We start from the raw sequence: 20116 nt of genomic DNA, 5'->3' as shown, positions 1-20116 counted from the left end.
TGATTCTTTACAATAGACGGCCGCTTGTAACAAATGTTTCGGTATTTTAAGAAAATCCGCAAAAATTTTTCGTTGTTTTGAAAGAAATCTTAAAATAAGCTTAAAATTGTCGATAAAAAGTGGAGAGGTGATATAGGAATGAAAAAATTTGCTATCTTAACGTTCTCAATGCTGCTTCTTTTGTCTGCATGCGGCACAGCTGAGAACTCATCAGGTTCAGAAACAAATTCAGGTAGCCAGGATGCGGCTGCTGAAGAGACTGTAACGAAGGAAGGCACATTTGCCGGTTTGGCGGACAGCCATACGATTGCAGTCACTATTGATGGTAAAGAGACTTCGATTCAGGTTGGTTCAGACCTTCAGGACAAAATGAACAACATTTCAGAAGGACAAAAAGTTGTGGTCAAATATACAAAAGATTCAAATGGCGTCTTAATGCTAAAGGATCTTGAGACAAAGTAATAAAAACGTCTTAGGGGGTTCCATGTTTTGAAAAAAATGAAGCTCTTGCTTCTATCATCAGTCACTGCGGCAGCTTTAGCATGCCCATCGTTTATGCAGTCTGCGAATGCCGCTGATAAAACCATTTCTGTTAAGCTGAGTAATTATGTAGGCAGCAAATCAAGCTTGGATGTCGATATCACAGGCGGTTATGAAATTCCCGGCTCAAGAATTGCGGATACAGAGCGATATGGGGGAGCAACCCGTTTTGATGTTGCCAATAATGTCGCTTCGGCCGGATGGACAAATCCAACGACTGTGGTCATTGTGAATCGAGACGCTTTTGCAGATGCGCTCTCAGCAACACCGCTTGCCAAAAAGTACGATGCACCGATTCTATTAACAGACGCAGATTCGCTAACACCAAAAACAGAAAGCGAAATTGCAAAACTAAATCCTGACAATATTCTCATCATTGGCGGGACAATCAGTGTTTCTAAAAATGTAGAAAATACATTAAAAAAATACGGTTCTATCGACCGGATTGGGGGAGCAACCCGTTACGAGGTTTCAAAAAACATAGCCGATCGAATGGGGAATTACAGCCAGGCAGTAGTAGCCACGGGCATGGTCTTTACAGATGCCCTGTCAATCGCGCCATATGCTGCAATGAACGGTTATCCGATTTTACTTGCGGGAGACAATAACATCCGCAGCGATTACAAAATTCCGAGCAACGTAACAATAGTCGGCGGTCCGTTGAGTGTCAGCACTGGCGTGGAAGCTACATTAAAAAAACAGGCGACTGTGAAACGGATTGGCGGGGTTTCCCGTTACGAGGTATCTGCCAATATCGTAAAAGAATTAAATATGAAAGCAACAAAGGTATTCATGTCAAACGGTCAAACCTTTGCGGACGCATTGACGGGGTCTGTGCTTGCCGCGAAGCAGGGCAGTCCTTTACTGCTGGTTGAACCCGGCAGCCTGCCGTCACCAGTCGCTGATGTAGTGGCAGCAAAAGGAACTCAGTCATTTGCGCTGCTTGGAGGAAGCATCTCCATCAGCGATACGCTAAAGAACAAACTGGCAGATACTTTTGCAGGAACTGGCTTTACAGTCAAGTTATCCGGCGGAAATCTGGTGCTTTATAAAAACAGTACTGCCATCAAGACGCTTGGAACTTCTTTCACAGCAAATCCTAAAAAATATGCAACGACAAATTCTATCAGTCTGAATGGAACGCCATACCTCGGAAACATGAAATTTACGATTGAGTCAGGCAAATACGTTCGTCCGATCAATGTGGATATCCCTTTTGAAGATTATTTAAAGGGTGTTGTACCTCATGAGATGCCGGCGAGCTGGCAGAAAGAAGCACTTAAAGCTCAAGCTGTCGCTGCCAGAACTTATTCCATCAGCTCGGCCGGAAAAGAAGTACAAGACACCACAGCTTTTCAGGTATATGGCGGATATGACTGGAATTCGAAAACTTCAGAAGTAGTTGAAGCTACAAAAGGAAAAGTTTTGAAATACAATGGCAATTTGATTTCAGCTACGTATTCCTCAAGCAACGGTGGCTACACAGAAGCGAGCGGCGAGGTGTGGAGCAGCCAGCTTCCATATTTAATCGCCAAAAAAGATACGTATGACCCGCAAATCAGCTGGTCTCTGTCATTAAATAAAACCCAGCTCGATAAAAGCAACTTGAATCTGAAAAGCCCGGGATCTTGGTGGAGCTCAAAAAATGAAACAAACTCAGCCTACTTGAGCGGTTTGAAAAGCTGGTTTATTAAAAATAAATACAGCAATGCGGAGTCTATCAAAATCACAAAAATATCCAGTGTGAAATTCAGCACGGAGAAAACTGCCGGTCAGCGGCCGGAAACAGCAAGTGTAACATTCTCATATTTCGTGAAAGAAAAATCAAATGGCTACATTCTTTCTAATGGAAGCCTGAGTGAAAAAACAGCAACAATTTCTGTACCGACAACACAGCTGAGAACAATGCTTGGAGCTTCGAATATGAAGAGTACATATGCGTCTGTCTCAAGCAATACAAACGCCTTTATCATTAGCGGTAAAGGATACGGACACGGCATAGGCATGAGCCAGTATGGAGCCAATGCCAGAGCTGCTGCCGGACAATCCTATACAACGATCTTAAGTTTTTACTATCCAGGAACGACTCTATCAAGCTATTAAAAGATTGATAGAAGTCCAGGGAGGCGTATGCCTCCTTCGTTCATTATATGATGTACGAATCATTATCAATCTTTGGAGGGACTATCTTTGCGGATCTTTCTTAAAAGCATACCGATGCTGATATTAGGAGTCGTGTTATTTGTACCAAATGTGTTTGCAGCCAACTCTGTTACAAGGCTGGATGGAGCAAGCAGATATGAGGTTGCTGTAAATGTTTCAAAACAAGGCTGGAGCAGTGCGAGCACGGTTGTTGTGGCAAACGGAACAGCATATGCCGATGTATTAACTGCTGCTCCCCTGGCTTATAAATACAATGCTCCGATTCTATTAACGGAATCATCTAAACTAACTACGCCGACGAAAAACAGAATCAGCCAGCTTAAACCGAGCAAAGTCATCGTCATAGGCGGAACAATCAGTGTTTCTAACAACGTTGTTAGTGAAATTAAAAATTTGGGTGTTTCCACAGTGGAACGGATCGGCGGAAGAAGCCGTTACGAAGTTGCACAAAATATCTCTAAAAAATTATCTTCAAATTCAAAAGCAGTAATCGCAAATGGAACGGCATATGCTGACAGTCTCGCAATCGGTTCTTATGCTGCGCGTAATGGCATTCCAATTCTTCTGACTACTGCAAGCTCCATTCCTGAACCAACGAAAAATGCGATGGGCAGCAAAGGAACAACATCGACTATTGTGGTCGGGGGAGAAATCAGTGTCTCAAAAAGTGTATACAGCCAGCTTCCTTCACCAACTAGAATCGGCGGAAACAGCCGTTTTGAAGTGGCTGCAAACATAGCGAAAAAATATTATTCTTCATCAAAAGCCGCATTTGTCAGTAATGGCTATACATATGCGGATGCTTTAGCCGGTTCCGTTCTGGCGGCTAAACAAAATCGTCCAATGTTATTTACGGATGCCGGCTCACTGCCGACTGCCACAAGAGCAGTCATTGGTTCAAACAGCAAGAATACGTTCACTGTACTCGGGGGTACTATTTCCGTTACAACTAATGTTGTCAACCAGTTAAAAAATGTAATTGTAGGCAAAAAGGTATTTGTGGATGCCGGACACGGGGGGTATGACAGCGGTGCGGTCGGTAACGGATTAAAGGAGAAAGACGTTAACCTTGCCGTTGCAAAGCTTGTAAACAGCAAACTCTCTGCAGGCGGAGCGATTCCGGTTATGGCCAGATCTACAGATGTTTTCTTAGAGCTTTCTGAACGGGTTGCCAAAGCTAAAAGCAATAATGCAAACCTGTTTGTGAGTATTCATGCTAATTCAGCGAGCCCTGCTGCAACGGGTACTGAAACATACTATTATACAAAGTATGAGGCAGATAACAGCAAACGGCTTGCGACAGAAATACAAAACAGACTCTATAAAGCACTCAATACTCAAAACCGAGGCGTCAAAATCGGGAATTTCCATGTTATCAGAGAATCAACAATGCCAAGCAGTTTAGTGGAGCTGGCATTCATATCAAATGTGAACGACGCAAGTAAATTAAAGAGTGCTTTGTACCAAGAAAAAGCAGCTCAAGCAATATATGAAGGAATCATCGGTTATTATTAGGAAGAAATTTGTATACATTGATAGCGGCTTGCCGGCAGAACCCATCAGGAATTGCCGGCAAGCTTTTTTATACGATAAAATGAGAAAAATTTTAAAGGTATACATGCTATGTAAAAGTTTAGCAAAATTTAAGGTTAGGCCTATTCTTATTGACAAATGTATTTGATATAATTATCAGGCAAAAATATAACCGATCCATTAGGGTAGTGAGGTAATCGATGAAAATAAGCATTGTTATCCCTGTATATAATTCAGAAGATCTTATTTCCGAATGTCTTGACAGCTTAGTTAATCAGACGATGCCAAAAGAGGATTATGAGATTATATGTGTTGATGATAAATCTACGGATTCATCTTTAGACATTTTGAATCAATATAAAAAGAAATATGAAAATGTTGTTGTTATTGAAAGAACGGTAAACTCAGGCGGTCCAGGTGCTCCGCGGAATGATGCAATAAAAATTGCCAAGGGTGAATACATTCTATTTGTTGATTCCGATGACTATATAGGCAGTGAAGCATTGTTAAGATGGTACAATTTCTCAAAAGAGAATCAATCAGATATTACATTAGGAAAGTTAAAAGGGATAAACGGCAGAGGTGTTCCCAAATCAATGTTTAAGGAAACGAACCCGGATGTTGATTTGGTTGATTCCAAGATTGTTTTTACATTGGGACCCCAAAAACTGTTTAAAGCCTCACTTTTAAAAGAAAATAAAATTACCTTCCCTACTCACATAAAAGCAGCGGAAGATCAAGTCTTCACAATGAATGCTTATTTGAAAGCAAAGAAGATTTCTGTTTCAGCTGACTATGATTATTACTATCTGGTCAAAAGAGACGGTGAACATATGAGTGTTGCATATGTTCCTCCAGAGAACTTTTATGGAGCAATGGAAGATATTATCTCTGCTATCAAGGCAAGTGACCTGGAAGAAGCCAGAAAAATTAAGCTGATGGCAGTATTTTTAAACAGGCATTTTGATTTTTCTCGGACAAAAAATGTCACGATTAAAATGAAAACCGATGAAGAAAGAGCTGAATGGTTTAGATATTTGTCATCATTTATTCATGCAGTGCCTGAAGAGGCTGATCAATTTGTACTTCCGCATATTAAATTGCGGCTGCTGTTTATTCGGAATAATGATTTGCGAGGATTAACCCAGTATGAGCGGGAGGAACAAGACATTAAAAAGTTCTGTACTGTTAATAACGGGGAGTTAATTGCACGTTATCCGAGCTTAGAACGGTATTCAATTTCTGAAGAGCTATTAAAAGTAAATTATAAAAATAAGCTTGAACATTATCTGCAGAATATTGAATTTAGCGATCATAGCCTCAGCATTCAAGGAACCATTACACACAAATTGTTGGATGATGAAACGAATAAAAATCAATCTCTGACAGGAGTATTTGTACATCGTGATACAAAGGCGGAAAAATACATTGCGCCGGCTTCATATGATAATTCAACTTTTACATTTGAGTGCAAGTTTGATGAACTGGCTTCTGCTGAAGAAGATTTAGGTGTTTGGGATTTCTTTATTGAATCGTCAATAGACGGCTACAAATTAAGGGCAAGAATAGGAAACAAGCGTGCCGCGTACAAGTATTCCACAAAAACGATGTATTTAGGGCATAACGCTTTGTTTGTCTACAGCGCCAGACCATACTTTACAATGAACTATGATAACCTTTCGATTGATATAAAGAAACATGCATATACAGAAGCTGAACTTTCTTATGAAACAGAATCAAAGGATTTATCATTTATTTTTAAAGATAAGCAAATCTATTTGCCAAATCATTCAAAAATCATTGTGAATACCGGACAGTCTGAAATTTCATTACCAGTAAAACGTATTGATTTAGAGCCTAATTGCACAAAATTGACGGTAAACGTGCAGAGTTTGCTTGAACAGCTAGCTCATGTAAAGAAAGAGCGATTAATTGAATTTGCGATAAATACTTCTCAAAATAAAATCAGTGCAAAAGTGGACAACCAAGCAATTATCCTAGACACAAAAAGCGTGGAACGAAAATCCATGTTATTCTTCAATAAAATGGTTGAAGTTCAATACAAGCTGTTAACCTCTAAATCAAAATTTTATTTTCAATATTAAATGCTTCGCAGCGAAAAGAGACAAATCTGCAAAATGGTTTGTCTCTTTTTTTTTACAATATGCTTAATTTTTAAAAAAAGTGTCTAAAACAATAAAAAGTTTACGATAAAATGTCAGAAAAAATAACAAATTCACACTTCTTAACATACCATTTACATCCAATTAACATCCGTCTGCTAAACTGACTGGCATAGGTCATCATAACATCCCAAACAAATCGTGAGGTGTGTGTCAGTGAGTGCAGAGAAAAGCATGAATGTGAGTCGTGAATTCTCAGTTCAGCAAATACATTCTTTTACATTATCTGGAAAGACGGCTCGTTATTTGGCAGTAAAACGCGTAATGGATATTTGGTTTGCGCTCATTGGATTGGCGATTGCGCTGCCAATGATTGCGGTATTTTCAATATTGATTTGTTTGGAGACGCCGGGGCCTGCCATATATACGCAGGAACGCGTAGGGAAAGGCGGGAAACCATTTAAGCTTTATAAGCTTCGTTCCATGAAAATAGATGCCGAGAAGTCTGGGGCTGTTTGGGCGCAGAAGCAAGATCCGCGGGTGACAAGGATCGGAGCTTTTATCAGAAGAACGAGAATTGACGAGCTTCCTCAGCTATTTAATGTGCTGAAGGGCGATATGAGTATGATTGGCCCTCGTCCGGAACGTCCTGTGTTTACGGAAAAATTCCAGAATGAGATTCCAGGATTTACACAGCGTCTGGCAGTTAAACCGGGATTGAGCGGCTGGGCTCAGGTGAACGGCGGTTACGATATGACGCCGAAGGAAAAGCTGATATTTGATTTATATTACATTCGCAATCTGACTTTCACTTTGGAATTAAAAATTATGTTAAAAACTTGTAAAGTAGTCTGGACAGGTGATGGTGCAAGATAAAACTGATTGCCTGCATTCACCATCAATCTGAGCTTAAAAAGAAGTAGGGAATATGATGCCAAGTATTACTAAACAAATCTTGAGCGGCGCAAAGTGGACAAGTATTTCAACCATGTGTATTACAATCATACAAATCGTTCAGTTTGCCCTGCTAGGAAATATGATGACCTTAACGGAATTTGGACTCGTCGGCATGATCACAACGGTTACAGTTTTTGCCCAGATTGTGCTTGATATGGGTTTTGGCGCAGCATTAATTCAGAGAGATGATGCGACGGAGCGCCAGCTGTCGACATTGTATTGGCTTAATATTATGACCGGCGCTTTGCTGTTTGTTCTTTTATATGTGAGCAGTCCCGTCATTGCGGGATTTTATCAAAGGGAAGAGCTGGTGTTTCTGATTCGGATTTTAGCGATTATGTTTTTGATCGCGCCAATCGGACAGCAGTATCAGTATATACTGCAAAAGAAGCTGCATTTTAATACGTTAAGCAAAATTGAGATTTTTTCCAATGTATTGTCATTCGGATATTTAGCTGTAGCGGTTTTTATGATGGATGCGATTTTGGCGTACGTCATTTCTCAAGTGTTGCTGCAGTCCAGTAAAGGGATTTTATATTGGGCCGTATACAGGAAAAAATGGCACCCCGCTTTTGTTTTTGACTTGAGGGGAATGAAGGAGTTCTTTTCCTTTGGGGCCTTTCAGCTTTCATCCCGCCTTGTGAACAGGCTGGGAGCGAATATTGATATGATCTTGATCGGCCGTTTTATTGGTGCTGAAGCATTGGGGATTTATAACCTTGCTTACCAGATTGTCACCATTCCGGTTTTGAAGATCAATCCGATTGTGACACGCGTGGCATTCCCTGTTTTCGCAAAAAACAAATATGAAAACAGCGTGATCAGAGAAGGCTTTCTGAATATGACAAAAATGCTGGCGCTTGTTTCGTTTCCGCTGTTAATCGGGCTCGTGTCTGTGTCAGACGCCTTTATCGCAGCAGTCTTCGGAGAAAAATGGCTTGCTGCTGTTCCGATCTTAAATGTTCTGGCCATTGTCGGGATACTCAGAGTGCTCATGAATCCAAATGGATCTGTGTTGCTAGCTAAAGGAAGAGCAGACTTAGCATTTTATTGGGACTCCGGTGTACTGCTGCTGTACGGATTGTCATTATTTGCAGCCGTTCAAACGGGAAGTCTGCTGACAGTCGCATGGGTATACGCCATCATCAGTGTTTTCAATTTCCTGATCGGGCGCTGGCTTCTGGCATATGTCATCAAGCTTAACCTTTCGGCTTATTTCCAGTCGATTATCAAGCCGTTTCTGCTCACAGCCGTGATGGCCATCATCGCGTTTGGTGTAAGCCTAGGTACGGAACACTTCAGTCTGCAGACAGAAATACGGCTGGCCATTTCAGTGGCGGCCGGGGCGCTGTGCTATCTCTTTCTTTTAGTAAAAGCGTACCCTCAAACGAAAAGCAAACTACTAAGAAAAGGACGTTTGTCATGAAGATTTTGTGGATCACAAGCGTATATCCGAGCAGCCTGAAACCTGGTGAGGGTGTGTTTCATGAGACACAGGTGCAAGAGCTGCAAAAGCTCGGGCTTGATATCACCGTCATATGCCCAAGGCCTTTTCACTCTGCGCCTGTCCGCATGCTGAAAAAGGCATATCGAAAAAAGGATGCCAGACCGGAGTATGAGATTAGGAAGGGGATACCGGTTTACCGGCCTTTCTATCGAGCAGTTCCCGGCCAGCTGAAGTGGGCGCAGCCTCACCGGAGAATCGCATCATCTGTTTTAAAAACGATGAAACAGCATGACTTACATCCGGATCTGATCCATGCGCATTTTGCCATGCCATCGGGCGGGGCTGCGGCAGTCGTGTCGGAGTCAGAGCGAATTCCTTATGTCCTGACTTTGCATGGCAGTGATGTAAATGTCTATCCGCATTACAGCAAAGGGGCGTTTAAAGCCTTCAATCGTGCGGTAGGTTCCGCGTCATCTGTTTTAGCAGTTAGTCACAAGCTTCAGGAAGAAACCAAAAAGCTATCTGGCTTTGACAGCTTGGTTTTGCCGATTGGCATACAGCTCAGCCGCTTCCAGGAGAATAAGCAGACAAAAGAAGAAGTCAGAAAAAAACTCGGGCTCCCGCTAGGTCAGCGTCTGGCCGTCTATGTGGGCCGGCTCGTCAGGGAGAAAGGCATTTTTGAACTGTCTGAAGCCATCGAATCGTTAAAGGAACCTCCTAAGGCAGTCTTTGTCGGGGATGGTCCTGCAAAATCAATGCTGACCCAGAAAGGACATATCGTCACAGGCCAAGTACCGAATCATAAGGTAAGAGACTATTTGCTTGCGGCAGACATGTTCGTGCTTCCTTCTTACAGTGAGGGGATGCCGACTGTCGTGATTGAGGCGTTGGCGCTAAGGGTTCCTGTCATCTGTACAGATGTTGGCGGTGTGGCATCGTTATTCGGAAAGCATCGGCATCTGCTGATTAAACCGAAATCTGCTCAAGCCTTGGCGGAGGCGATCGCTCTGTACGAACATGAGCAAATTTGGAAACCGGAAGTAGCAGATGATTTGTATGAAATCGTGCAGGCTCAATTTGACGCCGGAAAAAATGCCAAGGCCTTGCATCATCAGTATCAGACGGTCATGAAAACGTCCGTTTAATCGTAAGAAACTGCGACCAATATAAATAGGAAGGCCATTTTACAGGAGAGGGATGAGCACTGTGAAAAAAATAGCTGTCATTGGAACAGGTTATGTAGGACTCGTATCAGGCACTTGCTTTGCGGAGATCGGCAATAAAGTTGTTTGCTGTGATATCGATGAATCAAAAATCAGAAGTCTAAAAAATGGGGTAATCCCGATCTATGAGCCAGGGCTTGCAGACTTAGTTGAAAAAAATGTGCTGGATCAGCGTCTGTCCTTTACTAACGATATCCCGACCGCCATTCGGGCGTCAGACATTATTTATATTGCAGTCGGAACGCCGATGTCCAAAACAGGTGAAGCTGATTTAACGTACGTAAAATCGGCAGCGAAAACAATAGGTGAGCACCTCAACGGCTATAAAGTGATCGTAAATAAAAGCACAGTTCCGGTCGGAACAGGAAAACTGGTTCAATCTATCGTTCAAAAAGCTTCAAAGGGAAGATGGTCATTTGATGTTGTATCTAACCCTGAATTCCTTCGAGAGGGCTCAGCGATTCATGACACGATGAATATGGAGCGTGCCGTGATTGGCTCAACAAGTCATAAAGCAGCTGCCATCATTGAGGATCTGCACCAGCCTTTCCATGCTCCTGTCATTAAAACAAACTTAGAAAGTGCAGAAATGATTAAATACGCCGCGAATGCGTTTCTGGCGACAAAGATTTCCTTTATCAACGATATTGCAAACATTTGTGAGCGAGTCGGCGCAGATGTTTCAAAAGTTGCTGATGGCGTGGGGCTTGACAGCCGTATCGGCAGAAAGTTTCTAAAAGCGGGTATTGGGTTTGGCGGCTCCTGTTTTCCTAAGGATACAACCGCACTGCTTCAAATCGCAAAATCGGCCGGTTATCCATTTAAGCTCATCGAAGCTGTCATTGAAACGAACGAAAAACAGCGCGTTCATATTGTAGATAAACTCTTAACTGTTATGGGAAGCATCAAAGGAAGAACCATTTCCGTCCTCGGATTGGCTTTCAAGCCGAATACAAACGATGTGAGATCCGCTCCCGCTCTTGATATTATCCCGATGCTGCAACAGCTGGGGGCACATGTAAAAGCATACGATCCGATCGCTATTCCTGAAGCTTCAGCGATCCTTGGCGAACAGGTCGAGTATTACACAGATGTGTATGGTGCGATTGAGGACACGGATGCATGCCTGATCTTAACGGATTGGCCGGAAGTCAAAGAAATGGAGCTTGTAAAGGTGAAAACCCTCTTAAGACAGCCAATCATCATCGACGGCAGAAATTTATTTTCACTTGAAGAGATGCAGGCAGCCGGATACATTTACCACTCTATCGGCCGTCCTGCTGTTCGGGGAACGGAACCTTCTGACAAGTATTTTCCGGGCTTGCCGCTCGAGGAATTGGCTAAAGACTTGGGGAGCGTCAATTTATAAAAAGAAAAAGTGTTACTTGGTTGAAGCTGCCGGCTGCTAGGCTCGGCACCGGCTCCTGAAACATCAGGAAAGGGGTTAAACATGTGAGTATCAAACGTTCAGCGGTCCATACGCTTGCGTTACTGGCCGCTGTCATATTTGGAGTCGTTCTATTGCTGGGAGCCATCCATAAAGATATAGGTTTCATACAGATGGCTGCCCTGCTTGCGGTGTTGGCGATCGGTCTGTTTGCGCTGACGCTTGCAACCGCATTTACAACAAAAGAACGGCTCTTTATGGCTGTAATCTATATTTTGATCGCCTGCACTTTCTTAAATAATGCATTTTTCGCGATACATCTTGGGTTTTTCAGTTTGTTTCTTTACAGGCTTCTGCTCATTGCAGCGGGGTGCCTCCATGTGATCGGGATGGTTCGGAATCGAACACATATTGAAAGATGGAACGGACTGCAAGTGAAAGGGATATTGCTCTTTTTCGCCTTTTGGTTTATATACGGCCTTGTTTCTCTGCTATGGGCTAAGTCGGTGACAGCCGGCATCAAATATTTGGCCTTATTGGCAATGGGAATTTTCTTCATATACCTCATTGTGATGTATGTGCAAAAAATGGAGCGGCTGATGATTGTTTATACCATTTGGCTGGTGATGACATTATTCCTGATGATCATTGGTTTTTACAATCATATCACCCATCATCATCTCCCGAGTTCCACGCTGTACAGCGGACCGGAATATAAGCAGCATTATCCGACTTCGGTATTTTTTAATCAAAATGACTTTGCGACCTTTTTATCAATCAGTTTCTTTTTTTACATCGCTTTAATGAAAAACATAAAGAATGGATACATCAAGGCGATTGGCCTTGTGCTTTCGCTCTGTGCGTTGTATTTAATTTTTGCTACTGGTTCAAGAGCCAGCCTTCTGGGGATTTTTGCAGGCGTTGCTGTCTATATCTTCATTGTATTGCCGCCTGTTCTAAAGAAAATGGCCATATGGCTGTCAGCGGCGGGAATTGTCATTTTTGCAGTTCTATTCGCCAGCCGAATTTATTCAAAGTTTTGGGAGCTGTTTCTGGCACCGCAGACGCTGCATTCATTTCACGACAGGCTTCCATCAAATGTGGGCCGGGCCAATCTGCTGAAAAACGCATGGCACTTTTTCCTTGATTCATACGGATTCGGAGTCGGAGCAGGGAATGTATCCTATTATCTTGAGCACAATGCTTTATATGATACTGACAATGTGGCAGAGGTGCACAACTGGCTCGTTGAAATCCTAACTAATTTTGGCTTGTTCATCATGTTGGGATATCTGGCCGTTTATGCCTACCTCATATGGGTGCTTTACAAATTTTATGAAAGAAAATTAGAAAATCAGTCAAAACTGATCACAGAAGGGCTTATTACTGCTCTGGTCAGTTTTCTGGTATCTAGTATCAGCCCAAGCTCTGTTTCAAATTTATTTTTCCATTGGGTGTTTCTGGCACTCGTCATCGCCGCCGTTAATGTGTTAAGGCGATCCAGACAGATGCCTGAACCGATGTACAGATAAACAGACTACAAAAAGCAGGGAGACTTATATGAACGATATATTGATAAGAATAGCCCGTCGCATTAAAAAAAATATCATTTGGATAATAGTTGTGCCCATTATATTAGGGGCGGCGGGGTATATCCTGCCGTCACAGATCGCTGATCAAAAGAGCTATACAGCTGAGGACACTTTAGCTGTGGGGAGATATGACCATCCGGTTTATAACAGCATAGAAGAGATTCCTCTTTTGCTTAAGAGCGACTCTTTTTTGAAGGAGGCGCTTCCTGACGAAAAGGATGAAGATTTGGCAGAGATCAAAGAGAAGCTTACCATCAAAACGGAATCCAAATCTTTGCTGACGTTGAGCTATAGCGACAAGGATAAGGATAAAACGGAATCCGTCTTAAACGCCATTTCCTCTGCTTTTCTCAAAAACGATCAAAAACTGTATGCAGAAAGAGAAGCCGTCATCCGCCGCAGCATAGACGCGCTCGAAGGCGAGTCGGTGAGCGAGGATTCCAAAGTGGATAAAGAGAGATTTTTGTATGAGCTGAAAAACACGCAGCTTAATTTGAAAGCGGCCAGTGTCACTGATTCTGAAACCGTAAGTGAGACAGCAGGCGGCGGAATGTCTCCGAAAAAGAAAGCGGTTCTCGGCGTTATGATCGGCCTCACGATTGCCTTTATGTTCGTTGTCATTCCTGAATTTTTCAGGGAATCCCTTTAAAATCATACGATGGAGATGTGATCATGACCAATTGGAAACCTCTCGTATCTGTCATTACGCCTTCCTTTAATGCGCGTGACTATATTGAAGACACGATTCATTCAGTGTTAGATCAGAGCCACTCTCAATGGGAAATGATTATCGTGGATGATTGCTCAACGGATGGCACACGTGACATTTTACAGCAGTATGAAAAGATAGATGAAAGAATTCAAGTGGTGTATCTGGAGGAGAACAGCGGAGCTGCGGTTGCTCGCAATAAAGCATTGGAGCGTGCTCAAGGACGTTACGTAGCATTTCTGGATAGTGATGATAAATGGAAAGAAGACAAACTGGAAAAGCAGCTTGAGTTTATGATGGAACGTTCCTGCGCGTTTTCTTTCACAGGCTACAGCTTAATGGCGCAGGACGGGACCCCGCTCGATAAATTTATTCATGCCCCGGAAAGTCTGACGTACGATGACGCTCTTAAAAATACGATTATCGGCTGCTTGACGGTGATGATTGACAGGGAACAAACGGGACAGATCCAAATGCCAAATATCAGAACGAGACAGGACTTGGCCACATGGCTGTCTCTTTTGAAAAAGGGATTTACCGCATATGGTATGAATGAATGCCTGGCTGAATATCGGCTAGTCAATAACTCGATATCCAGCAACAAATGGAAGGCTGCTAAAAAAACGTGGTTTGTCTACAGGGAGATCGAACGGTTACATTTAATGAAAGCAACATGGTGTTTTGTTCAATATGCAAAAAATGCGGTCAAAAAAAGATTATAGCCGCAAACAGAGAGAAAAGGTGATGAAGGTGGAGACAAAAGAAGCAATCATTCATGTCATCGTTGCCACTGCTGAATGGGGAAAAGACCAATTGAGATACAGAAGGCACCGGCTGGCGGAATTTTTAGCTGCTCAGGAGGAAACGAAGGAGGTCATTTGGGTGTGTCCGGCTCCGCGCACCCAAGGGAATGAATTTCAGCAAGTTCATTCAGGCATCAGGCAATTCGCTATCAAAGACTTGCTACAGAAAAAAATGTTTCGTTTCGGACGATATACAGATGTCTTTTACAGACATAAGCTGTCACCATTACTTGATGAACTGACATCTGCTTCTGCAAACGGCGAACGCTGCTGTTTATGGTATACGTTCCCCGGATTCCCGCTGCTGTCATCGCTGTATCCCTGGGATCAAGTCATTTATGATTGCAGTGATTTATGGGCGGCGCCGATCAGCGGCCGTTCAAATCTGCTGTCTGAATTCCGGCGAAAGGTCATTAAATCGGCAGAGCTGAGAATTATACATCGTGCAGATTCCATTACCTGTTCATCGGATTATCTTCACAAAGAAGTAGACAAAAAACTAACTGCAGGGCGAGAAAAGGTGCATACTGTCGAAAACGGTGTTGAATATGAGCTGTTTTCTGCAAATAAAGCGGCTCCCGATCGCAGCATATTGCAGGGAAGAGAAGGAACAGTATTAGGCTTTATCGGCGGGATTAAACCGAAGCTCGATTTTAAAATGATTGAAGAGGCTGCACTGCAAAAGCCTGATTGGACATTTTTATGGGTCGGTCCGGATGCTACAAATGGCGACGTTTCGTTTCAAGAGCTTCTGAGGCTTCCCAATGTCATATGGACCGGTCCGGCGGATCCAAAAGAAGTTCCTCATTATATGGAGCTTATCGATATCGGCATCATGCCATATAAAAAATCATCGTATAATCAAGCCGTGTTTCCACTGAAACTTTTTGAATTTTTAGCGGCTGGAAAGCCTGTCGTCGGCTCTAATCTTCCGTCTACCTCAAAAATGAAAAAGCCGTATGTATACGAATATGTAGAAGGCGATCATCCGCTTGATTTTATAGCTGCGTGCGAAAAAGTAATCGGCCAAAACGGAGATGAAACGTATAAAGAAATGCGCCGAAACATCGCCCGCGCACAGGATTGGAACTGCTTATTTAAACAAATTATGAAATATACAGGGATTCAAAAACATGCGTAGTCCTATAATTTGGGATGCGCGTTTTTTGATTATACGTGTTTCTTTTTGATGAAGCTTGTTATAATAACTAAGGAGAAGGTATAATGGAAGGAACGGTTCTCTATATAAATAAAGACTTCATTTAATTCCAAAGGAGACTTCTTTATGCTTGACGAACGCATGATTCGCATTGTTGTTGCGTTTATTGTCTCGCTGCTGACAGTTTTAATCATAACCCCAATCGTAAAAAGGATTGCGATTAAAATAGGTGCAGTTGACCAGCCCAGCAATCGAAAAGTACACGACAAAATTATGCCCCGGATGGGCGGGCTGGCCATATTTATCGGGGTGGTTGCAGGCGTGCTTGCATCCGGTATTTACACAGAAACAAGAATGACGGCTATTACAGTCGGAGCGTTCATCATTATTGTGTTAGGTATTCTTGACGATAAATATCAATTAAGTGCAAAAGTTAAGTTTTTGATTCAATTAGGTGTAGCCATTATGATTGTAAGCACTGGCTTAAAAATGGACTTTTTCTCAGTACCTTTTTTAGCAGAACGGTTTGAGTTAGGATGGATGGCTTATCCGCTGACAGTATTATGGATTGTAGGGATTACAAATGCGATTAACCTGATTGACGGATTGGATGGCCTTGCCGCCGGTCTTTCTGTTATTGGCCTGTCAACGATCGCCGTCATGGCGCTATCCGGCGGAAAAGTACTGATTCTGTCCCTCTCATTGGTTGTAATCGCCAGTACACTTGGATTTTTGTTTTACAACTTCCACCCGGCAAAAATCTTTATGGGAGATACGGGCTCACTTTTTTTAGGGTATAGTATTTCAATTCTTTCATTATTAGGCCTGTATAAAAGCGTAACATTGTTCAGTATCGTTATCCCGATTATTATTTTAGGTGTACCGATTTTTGATACAACGTTTGCGATCATCAGGAGAATATTAAACAAACAGCCGATTTCGGCACCCGACAAGTCGCATATCCACCATAGACTGATGGCCTTTGGCCTTTCACATCGGATGTCAGTTCTTGTCATTTATCTGATTGGATTTATTTTCAGCATAAGTGCAATTGTACTAAAAAGTGCCACAATTTGGCTCTCTTTGTTTATTATCTTCATTTTAATTATTTTTATGCAGATCATAGCCGAAGTGACAGGACTCGTGAATGAAAAATTTAAGCCGTTTACGAAATTTTATAAACGGCTAGTGAAAAGAAATTAAAAAACTCCAGCCATTGTGCCGGAGTTTTTTTCTGTGCAAAAATGCCCGATCCTCTAAAGGACCGGGCATTTTTTTAATAAGATGAATCAGTTGTTGAATTCGTTGTACTGTTTGTGCTTGTGCTGCTGTCATTCGAATAGCTGCTTCCGCTTGTCGTACCGTCAGTTGTTGTACTTTCATCTGTGCCAGTGCTGCTTGTATCTGGAGTATAATCTAAATGCTCTTGGAGCGTTTTTCTGACTTTCTCCAGATTTGTGGCATCAGGTTCAAAGTAATACGTGTTGTTAGGCCCTAAATACAAATCAGAACCTGTGATGCTCAACGTGCCAATTTTCTTGCTGGTAAAGCCGCTGTAAATCTGCTGCAGTGCTAAACCTTCCGTAATGCGGATATTGGTTTCAACGTTTTCGCTGGCTTTTTCTGCGATTTTATCGATCTTGGCAATGTTGCTTGCACTTGACATTCGGTCAATCAGTGCATTTAAAATTTGTTTCTGCCTGTCATTACGGCCAAAGTCTCCGCGTTTATCCTGTTTTCTCATACGGGCATACGCCAAGGCTTCTTCGCCGTTTAAGTGCATCTCGCCTTTTTTGAAGTAGATCCGTTTGCTTTCGTCTACATCACTTTTTTCATCAAAATCGAAAGGCACATCTACATCAATACCGCCGACTTCATTAATCACATCTTTAAATCCGTCAAAATCAACTGTGACATATTTATCGATCGGGATTTGCAAGAAGTTTTCAACGGTTTCAACTGTCTCATCTTTTCCGCCTTTGCTGTAAGCGGAATTGATCTTTGTTTTGCTTCCGGTTGTGTCATTTGCTAATTGCACCCGTGTATCACGCGGAATGCTCAGCATTTTCATGGTTTTATTTTTGGGATCAAGGGTAACTACAATAAGAGAGTCTGATCTCCCTTTTTGTCCTTTGGTCGCGTAATCCTCTATTCCCATAAATAAAATAGAAAATGGTTTTTTCTTCATGTCTACAACTTCGCTGCGAAGATTTGATTTATTTCCGCGGGAAAGGGCATCGTATGAATCGTCCGCAGCGTTAATGGTTTTATAAAGTTTATATCCACCTAGCCCTACGACTACCAATAATGCAAGGGCAAACAATAACATAATTCTTTTTAAAATTTTCCTGCGCTTGCTCTTTTTCTTTTTTCGCACACGCACTCTAACGCGTTCAGCCATTATTCAGTCTCCTTTATGTGATTGACGGCTTTTTCAAGATACGTCAACTCTCCCTCTTTAATATCACTCTTTCCATTTGTCAGTTCTGTCATCCACTCAGAAAATGTGTTTGTTTCTTTTTCTTCCACGTATGTTTCGAATTCAACGTTTTCGGCATAATGGATTTCCTTTAACAGAAATTGTGATTCCCTTACTTCATTTTCAATCTTGCCAAGCCAAGTGTAATCTGCGGAAGTATGCATGACCCGCATAAGCTTCCGTTCTACAACACCTATATGATTTAATCCTTCAGACACTGATTTCCCATAAGCGCGAATTAATCCGCCGGCTCCAAGTTTAATGCCTCCGAAGTATCGTGTAACGACGGCGCAAGTATCCTTAAGTCCGCGTTTTTTTAATACTTCAAGCATCGGCACTCCCGCTGTACCGCTTGGTTCTCCATCGTCATTGGCTTTTTGGATATGATCGTTCTCGCCAATTACGTAAGCCGAGCAATTATGAGTCGCATTCCAGTGCTGTTTCTTTATTTTCTGTATAAATTCCTGTGCCTCTTGTTCGGTAGAAACACGGCTTAAATGACAGATAAAACGCGATTTTTCTATAACAATCTCGTGTTCTCCTGCTTCTTTCACAGTAAAATAGCTGTGCAGCATGCTTGCTGACCCCCTGCTAAGCATAAAAGACTGCCTATACAAATTCGTACAGTCTTTAGAATTTTTGTGCGTATTTTGGTATCATAAAGAATAGAAGGTATATAAAATTGTTTTTTTCTAGAATATACGCATTCTTTCATTATAATTCGACATAATTTGCATATCAATTACATTTATAATAAAAATATATGACAACGCCGTGACGGAGGGAAATTATGAATAAAACAAAGATGGATTCCAAAGTTCTGGATTCTATTTTGATGAAGATGCTAAAAACCGTTGACGGGAGCAAGGACGAGGTTTTTCAAATCGGGGAGCAGTCACGCCAGCAGTATGAACAGCTGGTTGAAGAACTGAAACAAATTAAACAGCAGGTGTATGAAGTTATCGAGCTTGGCGATAAACTTGAAGTGCAAACCCGCCATGCGAGAAACCGTTTATCCGAGGTCAGCCGCAATTTTCATAGGTTCAGTGAAGAAGAAATCCGCAATGCTTACGAAAAAGCCCATAAGCTGCAGGTAGAATTGACGATGATCCAGCAGCGTGAGAAGCAACTGCGGGAACGCCGGGATGATTTAGAGCGAAGATTGTTAGGCCTTCAGGAAATCATTGAGCGGTCTGAATCATTAGTAAGCCAAATAACAGTTGTGCTCAACTACTTGAATCAGGATTTGCGCGAGGTCGGACTGCTTCTTGCGGATGCTCAGGCAAAACAGGATTTCGGCTTAAGCATTATTGAGGCACAGGAAGAAGAGCGAAAAAGAGTCTCCAGAGAAATTCACGACGGACCTGCTCAAATGCTGGCAAATGTGATGATGAGATCGGAATTAATCGAGCGGATTTTCCGTGACCGGGGCGCTGAGGACGGATTCCAAGAAATTAAAAATCTCCGTCAAAATGTGCGGAATGCCCTTTACGAAGTGAGAAGGATTATATATGATTTAAGACCGATGGCCCTTGATGACCTAGGCCTGATTCCAACTTTAAGAAAATATCTATATACAACCGAAGAATATAACGGAAAGGTCAAAATACATTTTCAGTGCATTGGTGAAACAGAGGATAAGCGGCTTGCGCCTCAGTTTGAAGTTGCGCTCTTCAGGCTCGCACAGGAAGCTGTGTCTAACGCGCTAAAGCATTCTGAATCTGAAGAAATTACAGTCAAAGTTGAAATTACAAAGGATTTTGTGATTTTAATGATAAAAGATAACGGAAAAGGGTTCGACCTGAAGGAAGCGAAAGAGAAGAAAAACAAATCATTCGGTTTGCTGGGCATGAAAGAAAGAGTAGATTTATTGGAAGGAACCATGACAATAGATTCGAAAATAGGTCTTGGGACATTTATTATGATTAAGGTTCCGTTATCTCTTTGACTATGATTTGTAAAATAGAGCCAAAAGGCATATTGACCGAATGCTAGAGTATA

The 20116-nt window shown here is 42.2% G+C and carries 16 protein-coding genes; 14 read left to right on the top strand and 2 right to left on the bottom strand.

Annotated features, from left to right (window positions below; all coding sequences use genetic code 11):
* Nucleotides 1–138 precede the first annotated feature (138 nt).
* The 13 genes from Q5C82_RS00885 to Q5C82_RS00825 all read left to right on the top strand — a co-directional run bounded on the left by Q5C82_RS00885 (nucleotide 139) and on the right by Q5C82_RS00825 (nucleotide 16839).
* Nucleotides 139–462: a hypothetical protein gene (locus tag Q5C82_RS00885; protein ID WP_003219659.1), complete on the top strand. Its 324-nt coding sequence runs from the start codon at nucleotides 139–141 to the stop codon at nucleotides 460–462.
* Between the two features lie 27 nt (nucleotides 463–489).
* Nucleotides 490–2643: a SpoIID/LytB domain-containing protein gene (locus Q5C82_RS00880; RefSeq protein ID WP_003219662.1), complete on the top strand. Its 2154-nt coding sequence runs from the start codon at nucleotides 490–492 to the stop codon at nucleotides 2641–2643.
* An 87-nt stretch (nucleotides 2644–2730) separates the two neighbouring features.
* Nucleotides 2731–4218 (top strand): N-acetylmuramoyl-L-alanine amidase, encoded by a 1488-nt coding sequence (locus Q5C82_RS00875; protein ID WP_003219664.1) that lies wholly within the window; start codon nucleotides 2731–2733, stop codon nucleotides 4216–4218.
* Between the two features lie 218 nt (nucleotides 4219–4436).
* Nucleotides 4437–6341 (top strand): (poly)ribitol-phosphate teichoic acid beta-D-glucosyltransferase TarQ, encoded by a 1905-nt coding sequence (gene tarQ, locus Q5C82_RS00870; RefSeq protein WP_003219666.1) that lies wholly within the window; start codon nucleotides 4437–4439, stop codon nucleotides 6339–6341.
* Between the two features lie 234 nt (nucleotides 6342–6575).
* Nucleotides 6576–7235 (top strand): sugar transferase, encoded by a 660-nt coding sequence (locus Q5C82_RS00865; RefSeq protein ID WP_003219668.1) that lies wholly within the window; start codon nucleotides 6576–6578, stop codon nucleotides 7233–7235.
* Nucleotides 7236–7290: 55 nt separating this feature from the next.
* Nucleotides 7291–8742, top strand: coding sequence for an MOP flippase family protein (locus Q5C82_RS00860; protein WP_032727386.1), 1452 nt, complete (start codon nucleotides 7291–7293; stop codon nucleotides 8740–8742).
* Nucleotides 8739–9908 (top strand): glycosyltransferase family 4 protein, encoded by a 1170-nt coding sequence (locus Q5C82_RS00855; RefSeq protein WP_003219671.1) that lies wholly within the window; start codon nucleotides 8739–8741, stop codon nucleotides 9906–9908. The genes Q5C82_RS00860 and Q5C82_RS00855 overlap by 4 nt, the downstream gene beginning before the upstream one ends.
* Nucleotides 9909–9969: 61 nt before the next feature.
* Nucleotides 9970–11355, top strand: a complete 1386-nt coding sequence (gene tuaD, locus Q5C82_RS00850) for a UDP-glucose 6-dehydrogenase TuaD (RefSeq protein ID WP_079996657.1) — start codon at nucleotides 9970–9972, stop codon at nucleotides 11353–11355.
* Nucleotides 11356–11438: 83 nt separating this feature from the next.
* Entirely contained in the window at nucleotides 11439–12905 is a 1467-nt protein-coding gene (gene tuaE / locus Q5C82_RS00845; RefSeq protein WP_003219676.1) for a teichuronic acid biosynthesis protein TuaE, read from the top strand.
* Between the two features lie 28 nt (nucleotides 12906–12933).
* Nucleotides 12934–13614 carry a Wzz/FepE/Etk N-terminal domain-containing protein gene (locus Q5C82_RS00840; RefSeq protein WP_003219679.1) on the top strand — a complete coding sequence of 227 codons (681 nt, stop codon included), beginning with the start codon at nucleotides 12934–12936 and terminating at the stop codon, nucleotides 13612–13614.
* 23 nt (nucleotides 13615–13637) lie between these two features.
* Nucleotides 13638–14396, top strand: a complete 759-nt coding sequence (locus tag Q5C82_RS00835; RefSeq protein ID WP_003219681.1) for a glycosyltransferase family 2 protein — start codon at nucleotides 13638–13640, stop codon at nucleotides 14394–14396.
* 28 nt (nucleotides 14397–14424) lie between these two features.
* Nucleotides 14425–15618: a glycosyltransferase family 1 protein gene (locus tag Q5C82_RS00830; protein WP_079996656.1), complete on the top strand. Its 1194-nt coding sequence runs from the start codon at nucleotides 14425–14427 to the stop codon at nucleotides 15616–15618.
* Between the two features lie 144 nt (nucleotides 15619–15762).
* Nucleotides 15763–16839, top strand: a complete 1077-nt coding sequence (locus tag Q5C82_RS00825) for an MraY family glycosyltransferase (protein WP_003219687.1) — start codon at nucleotides 15763–15765, stop codon at nucleotides 16837–16839.
* Between the two features lie 73 nt (nucleotides 16840–16912).
* On the opposite strand, the gene Q5C82_RS00820 is transcribed toward Q5C82_RS00825, so the two are convergent.
* Nucleotides 16913–18037, bottom strand: coding sequence for an LCP family protein (locus Q5C82_RS00820; protein ID WP_003219689.1), 1125 nt, complete (start codon nucleotides 18035–18037; stop codon nucleotides 16913–16915).
* The gene (locus Q5C82_RS00815; protein ID WP_003219692.1) at nucleotides 18037–18690 is read right to left on the bottom strand and encodes a YigZ family protein; all 654 of its coding nucleotides are present in this window, start codon (nucleotides 18688–18690) and stop codon (nucleotides 18037–18039) included. Before Q5C82_RS00815 ends, Q5C82_RS00820 begins: the two co-directional genes overlap by 1 nt.
* Nucleotides 18691–18905: 215 nt before the next feature.
* Between Q5C82_RS00815 and degS the strand changes: the two genes are divergently transcribed.
* A complete protein-coding gene (gene degS, locus Q5C82_RS00810; protein ID WP_003219693.1) occupies nucleotides 18906–20063 on the top strand; it encodes a two-component sensor histidine kinase DegS in 1158 nt (385 codons plus the stop codon).
* The last annotated feature ends 53 nt before the right edge of the window (nucleotides 20064–20116 follow it).

This window comes from uncultured Bacillus sp. (assembly GCF_958411575.1).
Taxonomy (GTDB): domain Bacteria; phylum Bacillota; class Bacilli; order Bacillales; family Bacillaceae; genus Bacillus; species Bacillus spizizenii.
This window is presented reverse-complemented; position numbering and strand designations above follow the sequence as displayed.

Bases quoted from the DNA above. Each gene is read 5' to 3' on its own strand.
- Q5C82_RS00825 (WP_003219687.1), top strand. From the start codon at position 15,763: ATGCTTGACGAACGCATGATTCGCATTGTTGTTGCGTTTATTGTCTCG.
- Q5C82_RS00835 (WP_003219681.1), top strand. From the start codon at position 13,638: ATGACCAATTGGAAACCTCTCGTATCTGTCATTACGCCTTCCTTTAAT.
- Q5C82_RS00855 (WP_003219671.1), top strand. From the start codon at position 8,739: ATGAAGATTTTGTGGATCACAAGCGTATATCCGAGCAGCCTGAAACCT.
- Q5C82_RS00820 (WP_003219689.1), bottom strand. From the start codon at position 18,037: ATGGCTGAACGCGTTAGAGTGCGTGTGCGAAAAAAGAAAAAGAGCAAG.
- Q5C82_RS00885 (WP_003219659.1), top strand. From the start codon at position 139: ATGAAAAAATTTGCTATCTTAACGTTCTCAATGCTGCTTCTTTTGTCT.
- Q5C82_RS00840 (WP_003219679.1), top strand. From the start codon at position 12,934: ATGAACGATATATTGATAAGAATAGCCCGTCGCATTAAAAAAAATATC.
- degS (WP_003219693.1), top strand. From the start codon at position 18,906: ATGAATAAAACAAAGATGGATTCCAAAGTTCTGGATTCTATTTTGATG.
- tarQ (WP_003219666.1), top strand. From the start codon at position 4,437: ATGAAAATAAGCATTGTTATCCCTGTATATAATTCAGAAGATCTTATT.
- Q5C82_RS00815 (WP_003219692.1), bottom strand. From the start codon at position 18,690: ATGCTGCACAGCTATTTTACTGTGAAAGAAGCAGGAGAACACGAGATT.
- Q5C82_RS00860 (WP_032727386.1), top strand. From the start codon at position 7,291: ATGCCAAGTATTACTAAACAAATCTTGAGCGGCGCAAAGTGGACAAGT.